This is a genomic window from Sphingobacterium paucimobilis HER1398, from assembly GCF_000416985.1.
Taxonomy (GTDB): Bacteria; Bacteroidota; Bacteroidia; order Sphingobacteriales; family Sphingobacteriaceae; genus Sphingobacterium; species Sphingobacterium paucimobilis.
The window spans coordinates 107,900-130,657 of record NZ_ATDL01000003.1 but is presented as its reverse complement, the minus strand read 5'-3'; the positions used below and the strand labels follow the sequence as shown (position 1 = coordinate 130,657).

The following is a 22,758-nucleotide window of genomic DNA, read 5'->3' as shown; positions in this document are numbered from 1 at the left end:
GTATAATAAAAAAGGAAGCTTAAAGCTTCCTTTTTTATTATTATCCTTTTTTGACTTCTTTAGCCCATGAATCTTTCAGTGCCACTGTGCGGTTGAACACGAGGTGCTCTGGTGTCGACTTGGTATCGAGGGTGAAGTATCCCATACGGATAAATTGATATCCTTTGCCGGGTACAGCGTCAGCAAGATCCGGTTCGATATACGCATTCTCGATAACATGTAAGCTGTCCGGATTGATGCATGCTTTGAAGTCTTCCTCGGCAGCCGGATTTTCCACCTGAAACAGACGGTCATACAATCTTACTTCAGCTTTCTTGGCGTGTGCAACAGATACCCAGTGTATGGTTCCTTTGACCTTTAATCCGGAGGTGTCCTCGCCAGACTTAGAATTCGGTGCATAGGTACAGTGTATCTCTGTTACATTTCCATTGTCATCTTTTTTGAAATCATGGCATTCGACAATATAGCCGTGTTTTAGACGAACGGATAGTCCTGGGCCTAGGCGGAAGAATTTTTTTGGAGGTTCTTCCATAAAATCTTCGCGTTCGATCCATAGTTCTTTGGAGAAAGGTATTGCTCTACTGCCTTCGCCTCCCTCTACTTCAGGATTGTTCTCACCAACCAATTCTTCTACTTGTCCGTCCGGGTAGTTCGTAATGATCAATTTGATAGGATCAAGTACGGCCATACGGCGCCATGCAGTTTTATTTAGATCTTCACGAATGCAGAACTCCAGAAGACTAAAGTCAATCATGTTTTCCCGCTTCTGTACACCAATCCGTTCGCAGAAATTGCGTATACTGGCAGGTGTGTATCCTCTTCTGCGGAAGGCTGAAATGGTCGGCATCCGTGGGTCGTCCCAGCTTTCGACATGTCCTTCGGTTACCAATTGTAGAAGTTTACGCTTGCTCATGACGGTATATGTCATGTTGAGACGTGCAAATTCGTACTGATGTGAAGGGAATATTTCTAATTTTTCAATCAGCCAATCATACAATGGACGGTGGGGGATAAATTCCAACGTACATACGGAATGGGTGATTTTTTCGATAGAATCGGACTGCCCGTGAGCAAAATCGTACATCGGGTAGATGCACCACGTGTCACCTGTACGGTGGTGGTGAGCATGCTTGATGCGGTACAATAATGGGTCGCGCAAATGCATGTTTGGATTTGCTAAGTCAATCTTTGCACGTAATACCTTCTCTCCATCTTTATATTTGCCGTCACGCATCTCTTGAAAGAGTGTTAAGTTCTCTTCAATCGATCTGCTGCGGTATGGTGTTGGTACACCTGGTTCTGTCGGCGTTCCTTTTGCAGCAGCAATTTCTTCTGCAGTACTGTCATCCACATAAGCCAAGTCATGTTGGATCAACTTAACTGCATATTGGTAAAGGGTTTCGAAATAATCGGAGGTGTAGAGTTCTTCAGCCCATTGAAATCCCAGCCATTGTATATCTTTTTTTATACTTTCCACGTATTCGGTGTCTTCAGTAACGGGATTGGTATCGTCAAACCGTAAGTTTGTCGTTCCGTTGTACTTCTGTGCCAATCCAAAGTTTAAGCAGATGGATTTGGCGTGTCCGATGTGCAGGTAGCCATTGGGTTCAGGAGGGAAGCGTGTCAGTACACGTCCATCATGTGTTCCATTGCGAAGATCCTCTTCGACAATTTCTTCAATAAAATTAAGTGATTTCTCGTCCTCTATCATGTAGCAAAGTTACTCAATAAAGCAATATAGTTACCAAGTTGGCCGTAAAAAAATGCGTGCTACTGCGGTGCAAATATGCAGCTTAGCACGTATGTGAATAAGAAATTTTATGTATTTTGTGCTATGATAAGATTAAAGGCTGTTATTTTGGTGAGCATCGTTCTGATTTGCAGTGTGATGCAAGTGAAGGCTAAAGAAGTTAAACCTACATTGTTGGTTTACGGCGATGGCATAGAAGCATTTGCCGCTGCCTTACAGGCGGTACGTTCTAATGTGCCTACCATCTGGGTTTCTACGAAATCAACCTACTTGGAAGACTTGACAAAAAGGAGAATTTCTGTTACTTCCAATAGTCGGTTGTTGGGTGGCATTTGGAAAGATATCCTGATAGAAACAGGGCAGCTCAAGGGGAAAGACGATTCCTTGCTGGTGGCGCTACAGCGTGACATGGATCCGCAGTTGCTGCGGAATGCTATAGAGCGTATGTTGAGTAAAGAACGTAATCTGACCCTTATTCAGACTGCTGGCATTACCAAGGTTGTAGACGGGAAAAAGGACGTGACGGTGACGTTGTCGAATAAACGTAAGTATAAGGTACGGGCTATGGTAGATGCCACTGAAGGAGGTGATACGAGAGCGTTTGTGGTGTCGACGGATGTGTTTACAAAACCTGCTCGGGTATTGTCTGTTGCTGAGATCGAGGCCGCCAAACGACGCACTTTGGTATCTATTGGTGAGTATGCTGATGTGGTATATGGGTATACCTGGTCAGATCTATTTGCACGTCGTGTTTCTAATATTTTCTATACTTCTGGTTTGGTGCAAGTGGGATTGGATGATAACAGTTTGCCTTTGCGTGCGAACCTGGGGCAGGCGCTGGGTGCGGCGGCGGGGTATTGTTCTTTTTTTAAGACTACAGCCGATAAGGTCGACATGCGTAAACTCCAAACGGAATTGTTGACTTTCGATGCTCGTCTTTTACCGTGGTTGGACGTAAGCTCTTCAGATGTTCATTTTAAATCTATTCAAAAAATATACCTGGTATCCTTGCTGCCTGCAGGTGAAGAGCAGAATCCGCTTGTTTTTAGTGGGGAGACACCGGTTAATATAGATCGTGTGAAAGAAGTATTCAACAGCCTGTACTCTAGGAGTCAGCTTTGGTTTGTGGATAAAAAGGATGGAGTGTTTGAACTGAAAGAACTCTTGGCGCTGATTAAGCAGGTTTCGTTCAGAGGAGATGAGCTGGATCGAGAGGTAGAGAAAGAGTGGTCAAGAAAACTAAAGTTTGAGGGAGATTATGATCCGAATCACGTAGTCAGTCGGTATGAGTTTGCAGTACTGGTAGATCGTTATGCGGATCCTTATGCCAAAGCAGTGGATGTTGAGGGCAAAATATTGCGATAGGGGTTAATAGGCTCTATCACAATGTGGAGTAGCTACTTCATCATAGGGATGTTTTGAGTAATCGAAAATCGTCTACTCAGTGATTTCTAAAAGTCGGTCTCTTAAAAGTAGGCATGCGCCCATGGCTGCAAATTTTTGTCCGTTGCTGGACATGGCGATTTTCGTGTCCTTATTCACAATGGACAGCGAATATTTGTTGATCGCATTTTTTAACGGTAGGCTGAGGTATTCGTCCGAAGTCGCTAAGATTCCTCCAATTATGATGAGCTCTGGATTAAAAATATTGATCAGCGCGGCAAGACCACGGCCTAAGTTTTCGCCCACTTGATTTATCGCTTCTATGGATAGATTATCATCTTTTTTTGCTGCTTGGATAATGTCCTGTAGACGGATGTCTTCTATTTCTTTGAATTTTTTCGTCAATATACTGGTGGCTCCTTTCTCGAGCTGGGCTATTACCGAACGTCGCAATGCATATCCAGAGGCTTCAGTTTCCAGACAGCCTTTCTTGCCGCATTTGCAGATGATATCGTTGTCAAACATGGGGATGTGTCCAAATTCGCCTGAAAATCCCGATTTCCCATAATAAAGCTGATTGTTTATTAGGATTCCAAGGCCTATGCCATTGTCTACATTGACAAAGAGTGCATCTTTTTCATTGTTCAGCACACCGCTGGAAAATTCGCCGTAAGAAAGTGCTTTGGTATCATTTTCTAAAAATGTACGTATGCCCAATTCGTGTTCGAAAAAGTTGGATAAGGGATCTTCGTAAAAGTTGAAATAGCTGTAAGAGTAGCCGGTTCTGTAATTTATACGTCCCGAAAGATTAATGCCTACTCCCAGTATCTTGTCCTTTTTTATGCTGAGTTTGGCAACGAAGTCTTTAATCTCTTTACAAATATCCAGCAGAGACTGTTCATTGTTCTCTAAGGTATAAGGAATGTCATGTTTGCTGGCGATGAGCTCTTTCTTCATGTTGATCATAGCGATGCTCAAAAAATCATGACTGACCTGTACCCCGATAAAGAAAGCAGAGTTTGCTTCTAAGCCGTAGTTATTGGGTCTGCGCCCGATATTTGAAGACTGCTTGCCATAGTCTTTAACGAGCTTTTCTTCCATAAGCTCATTGATCGATTCGTTGATCTTAGGGATGCTGATGTTGAATTCCTTGCTGAGCTCTGCGATAGTGCCCAGCTCATTGGTGGCAAAGTACGCTAGTATTTTCTTTTTAAGTTTTATGTTTTTAAATGCTACTCCGGAGATGTTTGCATTGTGTAAGTCCGTTAGAAAGCTAGAGGCCATCGAAGTTGTCGTTTGTTGCTTAAAATCTTCAACTAAGATAGTAAGAATAATTGTTGTTCCTTCAATTAATGTTTCTTTGTATTAAATACACCTGTGTTTATAAAAAATATTAATATGTGGTGACGGGTATTAAGCCGGCTTTATTATGTTTTCTATGGTGTGTAAATCATTTTTGTTATTTGTCAACTTCTTGTATGTCGCTTATTTCGCTTATTGAGGTGTTTGTTTTGTTTACTTTTTGTTTATTAAAAATTTATTTAATTTTAACATATATATTAATTAAATTTAATAAATTTGAATCAATTATGAAAAGTTTAAAATATAAGCTGCTGCTTTCCCTCCTTTTTGTGTCCTTTAAGTCAGCCTTTTGTGGTCTTTGGGTTGTGGCGGAAGGTGGTAACCGTTTTCTGCAAGTTCTGAAGGCTAATAACGTGGCTTTTTTTCTAAGGCCAAATATGGAAGATGTTTTAAATCGTGCGGGTGTGGGAGATGGGGTGCTGCTCCTTTCTAACACGAGAAACGATAGTGGTCAATTAAAGGAGAGTCAAAAACGAGTGATAGAGAGCAAACGTTTGAAGGTCTATCTAGAATACCCTTATTATTGGGGAGAGAGCCGTCCTGAGGTGAAAAAGATAGGGTTGGAACGAGGTGTTCTTCTTGAGGCTCAGGATATAGGTGTTCCTGCTAATAGCATTGTCACGTTAAACGACCATAATTTCTACTTATATAAAAATGATAAGCCGATTATGGCTATCGCGAAGGTTGCAGGGTTTGATTTTGCAGAGTATGGCCTAGATGGTACCATCGCTTATCCTGGTCTGTATAGAGAAGGACAGATTCTGGTATCTAGCACTGCACTGAGTGATTATGTGATTTCTCGGTTTGGTCCTAATCAGGTTCTGAATCAACTTTGGCAATATATTCTGAAACATGTTGGCGTTGAAGATATTGGTGTGCTGGAAGCTTCGACAGATGTGTCTCCTAGCTTTTCCAAGGGTCAAGTGCTTAAAGCTGATGATTATAGTGAGGCGATACGAAGAGGGGTGGAATGGTATAGGCAGTCGGGACTACTTGTGCATCCCGATTGGGCCGATTACCTACAACAGTATACCAAGAAAAATGGAGAGGGGGTGGTATTTCCAAGGACGGAACTCCAGCACCGTGTAGGGGATGGGTCGCTAGGGATTTTGGAAGGACATGCTTCTTATATACAGGCTGACGGATCGCAGCCTATCAGATGGTGGATTCGAGGGGATTGTCAAGCGGAGACTGCTTTCGCTCTGAGCTCGGGAGCACTGCTTTCTCACGATTCAGATTACAAAGTGATAGCTGAGAATCTTTTGGAGTTTCTGTATGTCAAATCTAATCTTCGGAGTGGAGAAAGAGATGATCCCAAAAGTACCTCATTTGGCTTGATAGGTTGGGCCACAACGGATCCAGATGCCTATTATGGAGATGACAACGCTAGGGCCTTATTGGCTACTATTGGAGCCAGCCACAACCTGAACACCAGCCGTTATCACTCGTATATCATTGAAGGTATTTTGGGTAATTTTCGTACTACTGGAAAGTCGGGATTTCGCGGTCCTTGGTTTAGAGATGCAAAGTTACAGACATTGACATGGGAGAGCTTATATGAAAAAGATCTGGTCAATTTACATCCGCACTATGAGTCCTGGTTGTGGGCCAACTATCTATGGCTCTATGATAAGACAGGTTATGAGCCGCTTAAAGAACGGGCTATAAAAGCTATAACGCTTACGATGAATGCATTTCCACTATGGAAATGGACAAACGGTATTCAGCAGGAATATGCGCGCATGTTACTTCCCTTGTCATGGCTGGTTCGGGTGGAGGATACCGAGTTGCATCGCTATTGGTTGAAGTTGGTTGCGAATACGCTGCTGCAGGATCTGGATAGTTCGGGGGCTATTAAAGAGCGATTGGGGATAGCAGGGCTGGGGCGATATGATAAGGTCAAAAGCAACGAAGAGTATGGGTCGAAAGAGGCGCCATTAATATCGGATTACGGCGACCCGGTGACGGATATGCTGTATACATTAAACTACGCCTCCTTTGGCCTAAGTGAAGCATATGCGGCTACAGAAGATCAACAGTATAGCGATGCCCTGCAAAAGATCAATGCTTTTTTTGTCAGAAGTCAGGTTAAAAGTGAGGCACATCCTGATCTGGACGGCGCTTGGTTCCGAGCGTTTGATTTTGGACGGTGGGATTATTGGGCAAGTAATGCCGATTCTGGGTGGGGGCCTTGGGGCACTCAGACGGGATGGACACAGAGCTGGATCGTCAATTCCTTGATTGCACAGGTTAATAAACAGAATTTTTGGGAAATGACGTCTTCCTTTAAAGAGGATAAGGAGTTTGTGGAATTATTTAATGTATTAATAAATAGCATGTTAAAACTAAATTGATTGTAAAATGAAATTGTTTAAGAACCTTTTATTCTTGACTCTCTTGTTGTCGCTGTTGCAGGGCTGCCGACAGGATGTTAAGATACCGAATTATGAATACTCGATGCCTGCGAGTATACAGGCGCTGAGAAAGGTACAGCAAAAGGAGAGCCTTGTGTTTGGCAAAACTGCAATTCGTGGCATGGTGACTTCTGATGCAGGAGCAAAAAATAGCGATAATACACTGCTGATTGTGCAGGATCTGGTTTCAGAGGCTGCAATCGTCGTTCAGTTGGGGTTTGCAAATACAGATCTATTGATGGGGGATGTGGTGATATTGGATTTGGAAGGAGCTACATTGAAAGAGATAGAGGGGGAGTTGGTCGTTGTGCAGTTGGAACGTGAACGAATCCAGGTGGAAAGTTCGGGCAATATGTTACGTCCTAAAACTACCAGTATGGCTACTCTTCTTGCCAACGTGCGGTATTGGGGGCCGATTCTGGTAAAACTGGATAAGGTTAATATTGCTTTGGGGGAAGATGGTAAACTGAAAGGCAGATTATTGATCGATGATGAAATCGTAGAGATTATGGCCGACTTTAAGGAAGGCTCTGTTTTTGAAGGGGAGGACAATCCTGAGTTTGTGGAGGCTATGGTTGGTATAGCGAGATTGGAAGGAAAGAATGTTGTATTGGTACCTCGTAATCTTGAGGATATTCAAGTCGGTCTGAAAGAACTTCTAGAGGATTTCGAGCAGGGCTCGAATACGAATTATGATGCGAAGTCTATGAATTTCGTAACTGGATCTTGGCTTGTCGATGGGGGAATTACGGCTACAAGTACAGCCGATCCGAAAAATGGCAAACAGAGTATACGTTTGCAGGGGACCGTTGGAAACTCGAAGCGTAATGGAATTATTGCGATGAATTTTGACCTGAAAGGCGTCAAGACTATTGCTGTTTCTTACGGCATATACCCTGCGGCAGCAGAAACCGGTAATGTCAATCCGACGGTGTTTGCTCTGGAGATGTCCAAAGATGGTGGGGCGAGTTATACCCTGGTGGGTACTACCGAAATCGATAACAAGTCGACTGTGTTGAGTACGGTACAATTTCCGATAAACGCTGGTTTTAGTGAAAATGTTCGCTTCCGTATTGTGAATACATCGCTTCCGTTTGCCAATAACAATAGGCCAAGGATTAATATCGATGATGTTCATTTTAACTTTTAAATCCTAAATCATGAATAAGGAACTAAAACTATTATTTATATCTTTTATCAGTCTATTGTTTTTGGCTGGTATGCGCTCCCCTTCTTTTGCGCAGACGCAAAAGCAATTACATGGTGTAGTGCTGGATGCTGATCGGTCACCTTTGATCGGTGCGACAGTGCGACTACAGGGGGGAGATACTCAGGTGCAGACCGGACAGAAGGGGCTGTTTGTATTGCCCGTGACTGCCGATGAGGGCGTACTGACGGTGAGTCTTGTTGGTTATATGGGGCAGCAGGTTAATTTTACTGATCTGTCTCAAGTTACTGTGATCTTATCGAAAAGCAGTACGGATCTGGAAGAAGTGGTGGTCGTAGGATATGGTACTCAAAAGAAAGGTAACCTAACGGGTGCAGTCGCACATATCGGTGAGGAGACTTTCAAAAATAGGCCTATTACTAATATTTCGCAGGGTCTGCAAGGCGCTGTGGCTAACCTTAATATAACGCCTGCGGATGGCAGACCCAGTCAATCACCTGGTTTTAATATCCGTGGTACAACTTCTATAGGACAGGGAGGCTCTGCTTTGATCCTGATCGATGGTGTTGAAGGGAATCCAGCCCTGATAAATCCACATGATATTGAGTCTATTACGGTCCTCAAGGACGCTGCTTCTGCGGCGATATATGGTGCTAGAGGGGCATTTGGTGTTGTCTTGATCACCACGAAGAGCCCCAAGAATGATCAGATACAAATTAACTATACAGGAAACTATGCGATAAAAAATCCGACCTATATTCCGGAATTTGTTTCTGACGGATACCTATGGGCTTCCATGTTTAATGAGGCATTTGGCAGTTGGAACAATTATGCCAGCTATCCGCAGAATGTTAATAAGACGATGAAGTTTTCGCAAGAGTATTTACAAGAACTGAAAAGAAGGAGTGAGGATCCAAGTCTCCCTCGTGTAGAGGTCGACCCTAATACGGGCGAGTATATCTATTATGACAGTCATAATTGGATGGATGATCTGTATAAGAAGCATACACATGCTCTGGATCAAAACTTGAGCCTTTCGGGGAAGAGTAAAAAAACAAGTTATATATTCTCTGCAAATTATTTAAACCAACCTGGTTTGTTTAAATATAATTCGGATGATTTTAAGAGGTATAATATACGGGCCAAAGGTGCTATTGAACTGACCGATTGGCTACAGGTCTATAACAATATGGACTTTGCAAAAAATGTGTTTCACATTCCGATGAATATTGGAGAGGGTGGCGGTATTTGGAGAAATATGGCGGCAGAGGGGCATCCTATGGTACCTATGTTTAATCCGGATGGTACATTGACACAATCGGCAGCATATACTGTTGGAGATTACGTTTATGGCAAGAATGGTATGGACTATGATCGAAATGTATTGCGTACTACCTCAGGTTTTCATGCTAAGTTTTTGGATAATGCGCTTAATGTAAAGGGAGATTTTACGTATCAGAATACAAATAGCAATGAGAACCGTATACGGGTTCCTGTTCCGTATAGCAGGGTACAGGGGGGTGTCGAATATCTGGGTAATCAGTATAATGATATTCGTGAAATACAACGTAATACACAGTACATGGCGAGCAACCTGTATGCTGACTACGAAAAAATGTTTGCTGACAAGCATTATTTCAAAGCGCTGGTAGGTTATAATTATGAACTGAGTACGTATAAGCGTATCGGTATGGAACGTAATGGGTTGATTTATGAGGATGCGGAAGATATTAATCTGGCATTGGGAGAATCTATGGCTACGACTGGTGGCTATGAGCAATGGAACATCTTGGGCGGTTTCTTCCGATTGAACTATGCGTATGATGATCGTTATCTGCTTGAAGTTAACGGACGGTATGATGGATCTTCTAAGTTTCCTAAGCATGAGCGCTATGCTTTGTTCCCATCGGTTTCGGCTGGGTGGCGTCTTACAAATGAACCGTTCTGGACATGGAATAAGGATAAGGTTTCTGATATTAAATTTAGAGCTTCTTATGGCTCATTGGGAAATGGAAATATAGCTTCTTATATTTTTCAGGAGCAGCTGGCATTGGGGCAGATGACGCGTATTCTCGAAGGTAGACAGCAGGCAAGTACAAGCGCACCGGCTGTGCTCCCGGATGGTCTGACGTGGGAAACATCGACTACAGCCAACTACGGTGTTGATCTTGGCTTTTTTAGGAACAGGCTGACGGTCAACGCGGATTATTACGTTCGTAAAACAACCAATATGTTTACTGCCGGTAAAGAATTGCCTGCTATTTTTGGTGCAAGTTCGCCTAAGGGCAATTACGCAGATTTAGAGACGCGTGGATTTGAAGCAACAGTCTCTTATTCAGATAAGTTCAATATTGCAGATAAGCCATTTAATTTTAGTATAAAGGGGGTTCTTTCTGATAATAAAGCTAAGATTTTGAAGTTCAATAACGAACGCAAATTGTTAAATGACTATTATGAAGGACAGAGGTTGGGTGACATATGGGGTTATGTGACCGATGGTTTTTATACAAGTCAACACCAAATAAAAACTTCTGCTGATCAAAGTTTGTTTAGCACTACTGCTGCCGGTGTGTGGCGTGTCGGAGATATCAAGTTTAAGGATATCAATAATGATGGGGTGATCAACAATGGAGAGAATACGGCTACCAACTCCGGGGATCGTGTTATTATTGGCAATAGCATGCCGAGGTATCGATTTGGGTTAAATCTTGCATTTGATTATAGCAACTTTTTTATGTCGGCTTTTATCCAAGGAGTCGGTAAGCAGGACTGGTATCCAAGCAGAGGCGCCAATACTTTTTGGGGGCAATATAATGCTCCTTATGGGCACCCTTTGGTCTCTCAGCTGGGCAATATTTGGACCGAAGATAATCCAGATGCTTATTTTCCTCGATATACAGGGTATTTGGCTTGGACGGCAGGTGGGACGCTCCGAGAGACACAGACTCGATATCTACAAAATATTGCATATGCACGATTGAAAAATTTGCAGGTCGGTTATAACGTACCTACTGGTTTCTTGAATAAATATGCTGTCAAATCTCTAGCCGTTTATTTTTCGGGTGAAAATCTATTTACTTACTCCCCTATGTTTAAAGTGACCAAAGGAAATATTGACCCTGAAAATACGGGCGACTCCGATAAGCTTTTAGGGGATTCTAACCAAGGTGATGGTTTCAACTATCCGATGATTAAGAGTTATTCTTTTGGTATTACCTTAACTTTTTAAGACATGAAATTTACTCGATTTTTTATATATACTGTATTGGTCTTGGGGGGCATGTCATCCTGTAATAAACTGGACCAAGAACCAAAGTCCACGGTTAGTAAGGAAGCTGTATTCAATACAGAGTCTGGCCTTAAGTTGTATTCTAATTCCTTTTACTCCATTTTGCCTACGGCAACAGATATTCTGAGGGGAGATAATATGGGCGATTTCGTGGCACGTAAAGATGTGCCTGATTTCTTTCGCCCGGGAGCATTTGGGCCTAGACAGAGTACAGGATGGACATGGACCGCTTTGCGGAATATTAATTACTTCTTGGAAAATAATAATTCCCCTGGGGTTGGTGAGGAAGTGCGGAACAACTATAATGGTATCGCCCGGCTTTTTCGTGCTCTTTTTTATTTTGAAAAAGTAAAAAGGTTTGGAAATGTGCCATGGATAAACAAGACGTTAAGTAATACGGATCAACTCTTGTATGGGGGGCGCGATTCGCGCGCATTGGTCATGGACTCCGTCTTGAAAGATCTGGATTTTGCAATCCAACATATCAGCGCTGTATCCGAGCCAACACGAACACGTATCACCAAGAGTGCTGCCTTGGCGCTTAAATCTAGAATCTGCTTATTTGAGGGGACTTATCGCAAGTACCATGAGGAGTTGAAACTTCAATCAACTGCGGATGAATGGTTGAGAGAAGCGGCTGGAGCTGCCTCTGCTGTGATGGACTCCAAGCTGTATTCATTGCATAACAGTGGTGAGGAAACGAGCTATAGAGATTTGTTTGTGAAGCAAGGGGTGACGAATGAGACGATATTGAATATTGCTTATAGTACGGAATTAGGCGTATATCATGATGCGAATTGGTATTATACGAGTGCCTCGTATGGGGACCGTCTTAGCTTCACCAGAAAATTTATCCATACATATCTGAACAGGGATGGCAGTTCCTTTACGGCGTCCACAGATTATCGAACGAAGACTTTTCAAGAAGAGACACAACATCGGGACCGCCGTTTGCAGCAGACTATACGGACGGAGGGATATGCTCGTGTCAATGGAGGAAAGTCGGTGTTAACTGCGCCTAGTTTTTCTCATACGTACACGGGATACCAACCTATCAAATGGGTCGAGCCGGATGAATCGTTAGATGGTGGGGCTAGAAATGCATACCATATTCCATTGATACGTTATGCGGAGGTACTATTGAATTTTGCAGAGGCAAAAGCGGAGTTGGGTGATCTGTCTGATGCAGATTGGGCTAAGAGTATTGGACTGCTGCGGGAACGAGGGGGGATAACACAGGGCTTAACGAGTAAGCCTGTTATTGTAGATGCTTATTTGAAGGAAGCATATTTTCCAGGGATAAATGATGCGGTGATTTTGGAAGTTCGTCGAGAGAGAGGGATAGAACTGGCCTTGGAGGGATTTCGGTTTTATGATATCATTCGTTGGAAGAGAGGCGAATTGTTTACAGATGAGTGGAATGGTATGTATGTGCCTACGCTAAATACCCCCATGGATCTGAATGGAGATGGAAAAAATGATGTAGCATTCGTAACAGCGACTCCGAGTCAAACGGAAAGTGGTGTGATCTATATGAATATTGCCGGTACGGTCAATGGTCAGCCTAATGCTATGATTCTGTCGGAGGGAAATAAAGGCGAAATACTATGGATGAATCATGTGCCCCGCGTATGGCATGATCGCATGTATCTATATCCTATTCCGGAAAGTGATTATTTAATGAACCCAAATTTAAAACAAAACCCAAATTGGTAAGCTATGAAATTAAATATTAAAGCTATAAGTGTATCGTTCTTGTTTTTGATTCCTTTTTGTATCGTGCTTTTGGCGTGCAGTAAGGATAAAAACGAAGAGGGGGGCGGAAGTGTCTCTAATGAAAAAGTATTGAAATTTATGTCTTATAATATTCATATCGGTAATCCACCGTCAGAACCTGCTACGGTGATCGATATGGCTGCAATTGCTAATGTGATCAATACAGCAAAGCCAGATTTTGTTGCTTTGCAGGAAGTGGACCGTTTTACAGACCGTTCGGGTAAGGATTTGGATCAAGCTGCTAAATTGGCTGAACTCACAGGTATGCACTATCAGTTTTTTAAAGCTATAAATCGTTCAAATGGTGAATATGGAGTGGCTATTTTATCAAAATATCCGATAGAGGAGTTTCACAATATTTCGCTCCCGGTGAATCCGGGTACGAATGCGGAACTGCGAACGCTGGGATGGATACGCGTAAAATTGAAAGATGGTAATGATTTTGTGTTTGCTTCAACTCATTTGGATCACCTTGCCGATGCTAATCGAGAATTGCAGTCGAGAGAGGTCTTAAAAGCACTTAAATCCTACCAAAAATATCCGATGGTACTTGGGGGAGATTTCAATATGAACCAGTCTAACCCGGTATGGGATTTACTCAAGGTGGCTTTTAGGGTACCTTGTACGAATTGTCCAAGTACGCATTCTGCCACAAAACCGACTACAGCTATTGATTTTCTGTTATATAATGGGATTGCAGAAAATATGTTTACTGTTAAGTCTTATGCTACCTATCCTGAAACATATGCTTCGGATCATTTACCCGTAATTATGGAGTTAAAATATCAATAATATCTAACCTAAAATTTAATCATGAATTTTGATAAACGAGCGAAGTTGTACAGCGCTTATCTGAGCGATAATGTTATCCCTTTTTGGTTAAACCACTCTATTGATGAGGAGTACGGTGGGTTTTATACTTGTCTTGATAGGGAGGGACGGTGTTATGACACCGATAAGTTTATGTGGCTGCAGCATCGTCAAGTATGGACCTTTGCGATGCTGTACAACAACTATAAGGCTGACGAAACTTATTTGCGTGTAGCAAAGAAGGGAGCGGATTTTCTTTTGAAGAATGGCAGGGACAAAGATGGGAATTGGTTCTTTGCATTGGATAGAGCAGGAAATCCTATTGTGCAGCCTCATAGTATTTTCTCAGACTGCTTTGCCACTATGGGCTACGCTCAATTATTTAAAGCAAGCGGAGAAGAGGTGTACCGTGATATAGCATTGCAGACTTTTCATAATATCTTAGAACGTCAAAAGGATCCTAAGGGAAAATATTCCAAGTTGATAGGTGATCATAGGGCTTTGAAAGGATTTTCCCTTCCTATGATATTGTGTAACTTGGTTTTGGAAATAGAGTCTCTTCTTCCGGATGAGTTGGTGGAAAGTACACTTCGGTTTGGTGTAAATGAAGTCATGAATGTCTTTTATAAGGAAGATTTGGGGATTATTTTAGAAAATGTGGATCAGGAAGGCCGTCTTAGTGATACTTTTGAAGGAAGGTTGGTCAACCCAGGACATGGGTTGGAGGCGATGTGGTTTGTTATGGACATTGCTGAAAAATGGGGTGATCGTGATTTGATCAATCGGTGTGTGCAGATCGGCCTTCGTACGATAAAGTATGGATGGGATGAGAAATTTGGTGGAATATTTTATTTTCTAGATCGAAAGGGAGTTCCCGTTCAACAATTAGAATGGGATCAAAAGTTGTGGTGGGTTCATTTAGAAGCGGCTATTGCTATGTTAAAGGGTTATCAGTTGACTGGTAATGAGGAGTGTCTGGTATGGTATGAAAAACTGCATGATTATATATGGACGAACTTTGTGGATCAAGAATACGGAGAAATGTACGGCTATTTAAACAGACGGGGTGAGGTGCTGTTAAATTTAAAGGGAGGGAAATGGAAAGGTTGTTTTCACGTCCCAAGGGCTTTGTACCAGTTGGCTCGCCTTGCCGAAAAAATTCATAATAAACAGACTTTACTTGAAAAACAAGATTAATACCCCTTAGAAATATGACAAAATCAGTTCAAGCTAACGGACAGGATGCTGGTACCTCTTATAAGGTCGCTCTGCTCGTTCTAGCGATTCTTTATTTTATGTTGGGATTTATTACCGTATTGAATGATACGCTGGTCCCATTTTTTAAAGAGGGGTTTAATCTTAGTTATTCTCAATCTTCTCTTGTCCAATTCTATTTTTATTTAACTTATGGATTGATCTCTATTCCGGCAGGGAGGATGGTCGATAGGATCGGTTATAAAAATGGGATGGTGGCAGGATTCTCTATTGCTGCTGTAGGGGCATTCTTGTTTTATCCTGCCTCAATTTTTCACGAGTATTTCTTGTTCTTGATTTCTCTTTTTATCGTAGCTATCGGTATTGTCTTATTGCAGGTGTCTGCGAATCCTTATATCACGGTACTGGGGCCAGCAAGTAGTGCTGCATCTCGATTGACTTTAATACAAGGGGTAGGATCTATGGGGACTACATTGGCTCCTGTCTTTGGTGCGCACTTCATTCTGGCTAAGATTTCAGAATCCAGTGGTTCTGAGGCGCTGGTTAAGCCTTATTTGTTTATCGGTACGGGGCTGCTGTTGATTGGTCTGTTGGTCTTTTGGATCAAGTTGCCAGTGGTAGAATCAAGGGAGCATAGCGCAGATGAAGAAAAGGAGAAAGTTAATTTGCTTGGCCTACTCAAGAAATTCCCGAATCTCCGATTCGGAATTATTGCATTGTTTATGTATGTCGGTGCTGAAGTGAGTATAGGGACTTATCTGACGAATTATATAGCGGATAGACTGGAGATTTCGGAGAGTGCTGCAAATTTTTACCTGACGTATTATTGGGGAGGGATGTTGGTCGGTCGGTTTTTAGGAGCTTTTTTCCTACAGCGATTTGCGAGTCATCGGATCCTTTTTATTATGGCGTTGTTGTCTACATCTTTGGTCTTATTGTCGACTTGGAGCACAGGAGTTTTTTCTATATGGGCCATGGTAGCTGTGGGGTTATGTAATGCAATAATGTTTGCTACAATTTTTTCGCTATCTGTTAGAGGATTGGGGGCTCATACGGGAACTGCCTCAGGAATGCTTTCTACGGCAATAGTAGGAGGAGCGATCTTAACATACGTCCAGGGCGTATTGAGAGATCTCTATTCTTGGGAAATCGCTTTTTTACCTTGTGTATTAGCTTATATAGTGATTATGTGGTTTGGCCTGACCGTTGGTAAGAAAAATGCAGAAGAGGTTGTGTCGATATAGTTTCTGGTAAAACAAACAAGCCATATAACAACTGTTATATGGCTTTTCTTTTAGAGGTCAGTCTCCTATTTATAAGCAAAGACGTCTCCTAGATCATCGTTGCTGGTAAAGGTGCAGCCTAAGTCTGTCAATTCGCCAGTACCGATGTTGATAACCATCCCGTGGACCGCTAGATCATTGCGTTCTTTCCACGCATTCTGTATGATGGATGTCGTGCAGAGGTTGAAAACTTGTTCTTTAACATTTAGCTCGATCAATCGGTCTACTTTTTTTTCATGCTCGTCGATAGCATCGATTTCAGCAGCATGGATACGGTATACATCTTTAATATGACACAGCCAGTTGTCTATAATGCCAAATTGCTGACGGCTTAGGGCCGCGGCTACTCCTCCGCAACCATAGTGGCCTGCTATGATGACTTGTTTTATCTTTAAAACGTTTACAGCATAATCCAGAACGGATAACATGCTCATGTCCGCATGGATAACCATGTTGGCTATATTACGGTGTACAAAAACCTCTCCTGGTTTGGTTCCTGTGATTTCATTGGCAGGAACTCGGCTATCGGCACAGCCGATCCATAGAATCTCTGGGTTCTGTCCTTTGGCCAATTGCTGGAATCGCCCTGTCGTGTCTTTACTTACAAAGTCTACCCAATCTTTATTACCCTGTTTTATTCTTTGAAAACCTAGTTCTAGTTCTTTATTTTCCATGTTATTGTTTTAATGTATGGACTGTTTAAACGAGTCCAAGTTACAGTATTTTCGATTTAATTCTATTATGTACCACCTTATATTTTCTCCTCTTGGTGATGTTGTGTTGTGTATCTTTTTGCTGTTCAGTTGTTTGAGGATATCAATTGTTTTCTTTTTTTAAAACTGTTCCTGTGGTTGTTTTTTGTATGTAATGTCTACGAGTGCTATTTCCACCCCCTTGTTGAGTGCATGTTGTTCGTAGTCCTTAATAACCTCTATGACATCTTTGTCTAGGAACTTGCTGTTTCGTCCATCTATAGTGACCGATTTTACCGCCTTTGGTAAGTCATATAGCTGTTTTTGTATAGCTGCTTTGTTGAGAAAAGTCACTTCTTCGGCGAGGGTAATGACTACTTTGGTGGTTTCGGCTTTATCCGCTTCGGAATCTTTGGTGAAGTTGAAGATAAACGCATTCTGTATGTTCGCTCTAAAAATATAGAACATAGCTACAAGGATACCTATACCTACGCCTTTTAGTAAGTCGGTGGCCACGATGGCGACAACGGTGATGATGAAAGGAATAAATTGATCGAGACCTTTGTTGTACATGGATTTGAACAGTGCTGGCTTGGCCAATTTATATCCAGTATGCAGTAGGATGGCTGCCAAGCAGGCAAGTGGTATCAAGTTGATGACGAAGGGAATGGCTAATACAGCCAATAGTAACCAAATACCATGTAAAATAGCGGATTGACGCGTACGTCCTCCGGAATTTGCATTAGCAGATGACCGTACGATAACAGAGGTCAAAGGAATGCCACCCAGAAATCCTGAAGTCATGTTTCCTACTCCTTGGGCGACGAGCTCTCTATTAGTTGGAGACACTCTTTTCAAAGGGTCTAATTTGTCGACGGCTTCGATACTGAGCAGGGTCTCTAAGCTTGCTACTATTGCAATGGTTATCGCTACTGTCCATACCTCTGCATTAGTAATTTGACTGAAGTCGGGAAAGATGAATAATCTCGTAAACTCTTGAAAGGAGGATACGGTAGGAATCGCTACAAAGTGTGTGGATCCGTTGATGAGTGCAAAAGAAGTCCCTTGGAAAGCATAGCCCAAGCCTAGGCCCAGTACAACCACTGCAAGTGGAGCCGGAAGCTTGTTGAGCCCTCTTAAAGTTGGCCAATATATCAATATGGCCAGTGAAAGTAGACAGATAATCGTAGCTCCTATATTGACCGTGGAAAAGACTGTGTCTGTAAATGCGCCTATGCCACCTCCGTTTTCAATTTCAAATGCGTGTGATTCTGTCATCCCTAAAGCTAATGGCAATTGTTTTAGTATAATGGTGATACCAATAGCGGTCAGCATTCCTAAAATGACAGCCGAAGGAAAAAAATTTCCAATCATTCCGGCTTTGATGATCCCAAGGAGTAGCTGTACAATACCTGCGATAACGACAGCCAAGAGAAAAGTCTCATAAGCTCCGAGCTGTTGGATAGCTCCATAGACAATGGTAGTGAGACCTGCTGCAGGTCCACTTACACTGAGTTGTGATCCTGAGATGGAAGCGACTACAATGCCGCCAATTATTCCTGTTAATACACCTGCGAATAGGGGAGCTCCAGAGGCCATTGCAATGCCTAGACATAACGGCAAAGCGACTAGGAAAACCACAATACTTGCAGGGAAGTCATATTTTAAGTCCCTTTTCGATAGTTTGAGAAAAGCGGACATACGTGTTCCTAACATAAAAATTCAATAATGTTTACTGTGTTGTGTTAAATCGATTGTAAGCTATATACTGTACGCTATCTGTAGTGGGATAGAGGAGAGGTATAGCTTTGGACGAATGGATTTAACAGTTAGGAGGCGGGGTGGGGGCAGAAGGGTGGTAACTGCAGATGTCCTTCTCGTTACGGAGATAGTTACGTTGTTTTCCGTTGTTTTCGACGGAAGGGTTAAATGCGAGGTAATCTATGGCGTCCGGTTTAAAAATCTTGACACCATGTTCGTGTAGGTCTTCATTATTGCTGTTAGCTCCGCTTGAAGTCTGTTCAACTTCGAGCTGCATGACGACCTGTAGAATGGTTCCTTTGTCTAAAACATCTATAAATATAGGGGTGGCAGAGATAAGCATCTTTGTAAAGAAGACTAGAAAGCAAATCTTAGCAGCTAGGATTCGCTTTGCTTTACTAAACATATCTATGTTCTCTGTGTGTTTCACTTGAACAAAAATAAAATAAAAAATGGCAAACAGTATGTTTTTTGAAATTTTATTATAAAAATATTACAAAATATACATATAAAGCTTGTTTTCGTTGTTGTGTGATGTGTCTAGATTGAGGCAGAGATAATTTTATTGAGATATTGAGCGAATTATTTATAAATTAGGTAACACAAACACTAATTTGTTGATACGATGAAACAACCGTTTATTGATAAGATCTTAGCTTCTTACAATCCTAAAGGAGCCTTTATTCAACTGGGTTCGGGCTTGCTGGATGGTGAGGTTGTGACGGATGCAAGGGTTAATCTGGCTTTGAAGATGATGAATCGTCATGGTCTAATTGCCGGAGCGACTGGAACCGGAAAGACACGTACGTTGCAACTGATGGCCGAGCAGCTGTCAGACGCAGGGGTACCTGTTTTTATGTTGGATGTCAAAGGCGATCTTTCGGGGTTGGCTGAAGCTGGTAAGACGAATGATGCGCTGCTAGAACGTGGGCTCGCTGTAGGGATACCTTTTGAGCCGTCTGAATTTCCAATAGAGCTGTTTTCACTGAGCGGAAAGCTAGGAGCGCCTATGCGGATGACTGTGGAAGATTTTGGGCCAGTACTGTTGTCAAGGATTTTGGATTTAAACGATACGCAATCTGGAGTGCTGAGCGCGATTTTTAAGTATGCGGAAGACACGCAGTTGCCTGTGGTTGACTTTACTGATTTGAAGAGGCTGTTGAGTTATCTTTCTGATGGACCGGGAGCTGATGAAATCAAAGAAGATTATGGTCGGATCAGTACCGCTAGTTCGGGGGCTATATTGCGAAAGATCGTAGCGATTGAACAACAAGGGGTATCACATATCTTTGGAGAGCGGGAATTTGATATTAATGATCTTTTTGGAAAGGTGGATGGCAAAGGTATTATTTCGCTTTTGAACATTTCTGATATTCAGGATCAACCTTTACTTTTTTCTACTTTTCTGTTGAGCCTATTGGCGCAGTTGTTTAAGAAATTGCCAGAAGTGGGTGATTTGGATAAGCCCAAATTGGTCTTTTTCTTTGATGAGGCACATTTGTTGTTTAACGGTGCCTCTAAGGCGTTTTTAACGCAGATTGAACAGATCGTTCGTTTGATCCGTTCAAAAGGGGTAGGGGTGTTCTTCTGTACGCAGGCGGCTACGGATATTCCCGAGAGTGTGTTGGGGCAATTGGGTAATCGTATACAACATGCACTGCGGGCTTTCACGCCCAATGATGCGGAGAATCTGAGAAAGACGGTGAAGACGTATCCGACTTCGGAATTTTATCAGATCGATAAGATACTAACATCTCTGGGTACAGGTCAAGCACTGGTAACGGTATTGAATGATAAGGGGATCCCAACGGAGGTCGTGGCTACGCATCTGGTGCCTGCCCGAGCGATAATGGGGCCTTGTTCTCCCTCACTGTATGAAGAATTGATCCGAGGTTCTTCTTTCTTTACTAAGTATCAGGAACGCATCGAGAGACGTACGGCTTCTGAAATATTGGAGGAGCGGATATCGACAGCTAATCGGATAAAGGAGGAAGAAAAGAATCGGCAACAGGCGGAGAAACAAGCGGCTCGGCCTGCAGCGACACGATCTAGGCGACAAACTCCTATGGAAGCGGCCCAAGCTCAAGCCAGTCGTACATTGGCTCGTGAGGGAGTGAAGTTAATCGGCAAATTGGCTAATGGTTTATTGAATGCCTTTTTTAAAAAGAAATAGTATTGTGCTTTAATTTCAAGGTCTTAAGTGTTTGAAAGTAACTGCATAAATTGATTAATACGAGTCCATTGTATTGCACATGAAGATGAATTTATGTAGGTTTGTGCACAATTTGAAAATAAGCATATAACTCTATTATATATTATGAGAAAACCTACTTTGTTAGTTTTAGCAGCTGGGATGGCAAGTCGTTATGGATCTTTGAAACAGGTAGATAGTTTTGGCCCTCATGGTGAGACTATTATCGATTATTCTATATATGACGCTATACATGCTGGATTTGGAAAAGTAATCTTTATCATCCGTAAGGAATTTGAAGATGTCATGCGGGAAAAATTTGATTCCAAATTTGATGGATTAATCGATGTGGACTACGCTTTTCAAGATTTTGACTTGACGAAGTTTGGCGTGGACCGTGTTATCGAACGTACCAAACCTTGGGGTACTGCTCATGCTGTGCTCAGTGCAAAAGATTTGATCAATGAGCCTTTCTGTGTAATTAATGCGGATGATTTTTATGGGACAGATTCTTTTGTGAAAATGGCCGATTTCTTGAATAATGAAGTGTCTGATACGCATATGTCATTGATGGGCTTTGAGGTCGGAAATACGATGTCAGACTATGGCTATGTTTCTAGGGGGGTCTGTGAAGTGTCAACTGACGGTAATATGGATAGCGTTACTGAACGTACGAACATCTATTATAAAGAAGATGGAGCGGGCGGTAAGAAAATTGTATACGAGGAAGGTGGAGTTGAAACTGAGCTTGCTCCCGATACACGTGTTTCTATGAATTTTTGGGGATTCACACCAAAAGTATTTGAGGTTGCCTTGTCTATGTTCCCTAAATTTGTGGAAGAAAATGCAGACAATCTTAAAGCTGAGTTTTTTATTCCTTCTGTGCCAGATTATATGGTAAGGCATGGTTTAGCGAATTTCAAGGTGATTCCGACTTCTTCTAAATGGTTTGGAGTGACTTATTCAGAAGATAAGCCGATTGTGCAAGAAAGTATCTCTAAGCTGGTGGCTGAGGGAGCTTATCCTGAAAAGCTTTTTTAGAAACATTGTTTCTACTATCTATTGAGGCCTTAAGTATTTTCTTAGGGCCTTTTTTTATTTAATCTGCCAGACTGTTACAGTTCTTTTTTTTGCTTTTTTAATTGCTTATATTTAAAGTAATATCATACCTTAAAAATGAGAACATTATGTCATTAAAAGAAACTATTAAAAATCAGATTTTAGAAAATGAACGGAAGGACCTGGAGGCTTTAAAAGGAATGTATGAAATCTACGCAGGGGCTGCTGATCTGGATGAAGAGTCTTCCTTAGGGCATGAGGACTTCGCTAAGCAGGACGAGAGCCGGGAGTCTGCAAGAAGTCTTTCTTTTCGTATCGATAGGGCAGAAGCAATCCTCAAAGCATTTTTGCAACTAGACTTTGGCCCTAAATCTAAAGTTACGCCAGGGGCATTGGTTATGACAGACTCTTTCGGTTTTATGATTGGAATTGCATCTATAGCATTTGATTATGAAGGGCAGAGCTATATCGGTGTAAATGTTGAGGCTCCGATTTATAAGGCTTTAGATGGTGCTGAAGTTGGCGATGAGATTGTTTTTAACAGTAAGAAGTATAAAATATTGAATATTCTGTAATTAAAAAAAGAGGGACATCGTCCCTCTTTT

The 22,758-nt window shown here is 42.1% G+C and carries 16 protein-coding genes; 11 read left to right on the top strand and 5 right to left on the bottom strand.

The genetic code is table 11. The annotated features are described in order from the left end of the window. Window positions 1-40: 40 nt before the first annotated feature. On the bottom strand, window positions 41-1,711 hold the full coding sequence (locus tag M472_RS25090) for a glutamine--tRNA ligase/YqeY domain fusion protein (protein ID WP_021068573.1): 1,671 nt from the start codon (window positions 1,709-1,711) through the stop codon (window positions 41-43). 123 nt (window positions 1,712-1,834) lie between these two features. Here M472_RS25090 and M472_RS25085 point away from each other — a divergent pair, with 123 nt between their 5' ends. Continuing rightward, window positions 1,835-3,115 (top strand): FAD-dependent oxidoreductase, encoded by a 1,281-nt coding sequence (locus tag M472_RS25085; protein WP_158499861.1) that lies wholly within the window; start codon window positions 1,835-1,837, stop codon window positions 3,113-3,115. A gap of 72 nt (window positions 3,116-3,187) precedes the next feature. Here M472_RS25085 and M472_RS25080 read toward each other — a convergent pair whose 3' ends face one another. Further along, complete coding sequence (locus M472_RS25080) at window positions 3,188-4,417, bottom strand: ROK family protein (protein ID WP_021068571.1); 1,230 nt, start codon at window positions 4,415-4,417, stop codon at window positions 3,188-3,190. A gap of 305 nt (window positions 4,418-4,722) precedes the next feature. Between M472_RS25080 and M472_RS25075 the strand changes: the two genes are divergently transcribed. The 7 genes from M472_RS25075 to M472_RS25045 are packed head-to-tail and all read left to right on the top strand — an operon-like array spanning window position 4,723 to window position 16,411. Next, the gene (locus tag M472_RS25075) at window positions 4,723-6,849 is read left to right on the top strand and encodes a hypothetical protein (RefSeq protein ID WP_144062624.1); all 2,127 of its coding nucleotides are present in this window, start codon (window positions 4,723-4,725) and stop codon (window positions 6,847-6,849) included. Between the two features lie 7 nt (window positions 6,850-6,856). Further along, window positions 6,857-8,059 carry a DUF5689 domain-containing protein gene (locus M472_RS25070; protein ID WP_021068569.1) on the top strand — a complete coding sequence of 401 codons (1,203 nt, stop codon included), beginning with the start codon at window positions 6,857-6,859 and terminating at the stop codon, window positions 8,057-8,059. 10 nt (window positions 8,060-8,069) lie between these two features. After that, window positions 8,070-11,306, top strand: coding sequence for a SusC/RagA family TonB-linked outer membrane protein (locus tag M472_RS25065; protein WP_021068568.1), 3,237 nt, complete (start codon window positions 8,070-8,072; stop codon window positions 11,304-11,306). A gap of 3 nt (window positions 11,307-11,309) precedes the next feature. Further along, entirely contained in the window at window positions 11,310-13,082 is a 1,773-nt protein-coding gene (locus M472_RS25060) for a RagB/SusD family nutrient uptake outer membrane protein (protein ID WP_021068567.1), read from the top strand. A 3-nt stretch (window positions 13,083-13,085) separates the two neighbouring features. Next, entirely contained in the window at window positions 13,086-13,934 is an 849-nt protein-coding gene (locus M472_RS25055) for an endonuclease/exonuclease/phosphatase family protein (RefSeq protein ID WP_021068566.1), read from the top strand. A 21-nt stretch (window positions 13,935-13,955) separates the two neighbouring features. Beyond that, window positions 13,956-15,149 (top strand): AGE family epimerase/isomerase, encoded by a 1,194-nt coding sequence (locus M472_RS25050; protein WP_021068565.1) that lies wholly within the window; start codon window positions 13,956-13,958, stop codon window positions 15,147-15,149. Window positions 15,150-15,163: 14 nt separating this feature from the next. Beyond that, window positions 15,164-16,411 (top strand): sugar MFS transporter, encoded by a 1,248-nt coding sequence (locus tag M472_RS25045; RefSeq protein WP_021068564.1) that lies wholly within the window; start codon window positions 15,164-15,166, stop codon window positions 16,409-16,411. Window positions 16,412-16,476: 65 nt separating this feature from the next. Here M472_RS25045 and M472_RS25040 read toward each other — a convergent pair whose 3' ends face one another. The 3 genes from M472_RS25040 to M472_RS25030 all read right to left on the bottom strand — a co-directional run bounded on the left by M472_RS25040 (window position 16,477) and on the right by M472_RS25030 (window position 19,309). Next, window positions 16,477-17,124, bottom strand: a complete 648-nt coding sequence (locus M472_RS25040; protein WP_021068563.1) for a carbonic anhydrase — start codon at window positions 17,122-17,124, stop codon at window positions 16,477-16,479. A gap of 159 nt (window positions 17,125-17,283) precedes the next feature. Beyond that, window positions 17,284-18,858: a SulP family inorganic anion transporter gene (locus tag M472_RS25035; RefSeq protein WP_021068562.1), complete on the bottom strand. Its 1,575-nt coding sequence runs from the start codon at window positions 18,856-18,858 to the stop codon at window positions 17,284-17,286. A 106-nt stretch (window positions 18,859-18,964) separates the two neighbouring features. Beyond that, window positions 18,965-19,309: a hypothetical protein gene (locus M472_RS25030; protein ID WP_021068561.1), complete on the bottom strand. Its 345-nt coding sequence runs from the start codon at window positions 19,307-19,309 to the stop codon at window positions 18,965-18,967. A gap of 219 nt (window positions 19,310-19,528) precedes the next feature. On the opposite strand from M472_RS25030, the gene M472_RS25025 reads away from it, so the two are divergent. The 3 genes from M472_RS25025 to M472_RS44310 all read left to right on the top strand — a co-directional run bounded on the left by M472_RS25025 (window position 19,529) and on the right by M472_RS44310 (window position 22,728). Next, on the top strand, window positions 19,529-21,076 hold the full coding sequence (locus M472_RS25025; RefSeq protein WP_021068560.1) for a helicase HerA-like domain-containing protein: 1,548 nt from the start codon (window positions 19,529-19,531) through the stop codon (window positions 21,074-21,076). Window positions 21,077-21,220: 144 nt separating this feature from the next. After that, the gene (locus M472_RS25020) at window positions 21,221-22,135 is read left to right on the top strand and encodes a sugar phosphate nucleotidyltransferase (RefSeq protein ID WP_021068559.1); all 915 of its coding nucleotides are present in this window, start codon (window positions 21,221-21,223) and stop codon (window positions 22,133-22,135) included. Window positions 22,136-22,281: 146 nt separating this feature from the next. Next, window positions 22,282-22,728, top strand: a complete 447-nt coding sequence (locus M472_RS44310; RefSeq protein WP_021068558.1) for a hypothetical protein — start codon at window positions 22,282-22,284, stop codon at window positions 22,726-22,728. Window positions 22,729-22,758: the final 30 nt, after the last annotated feature.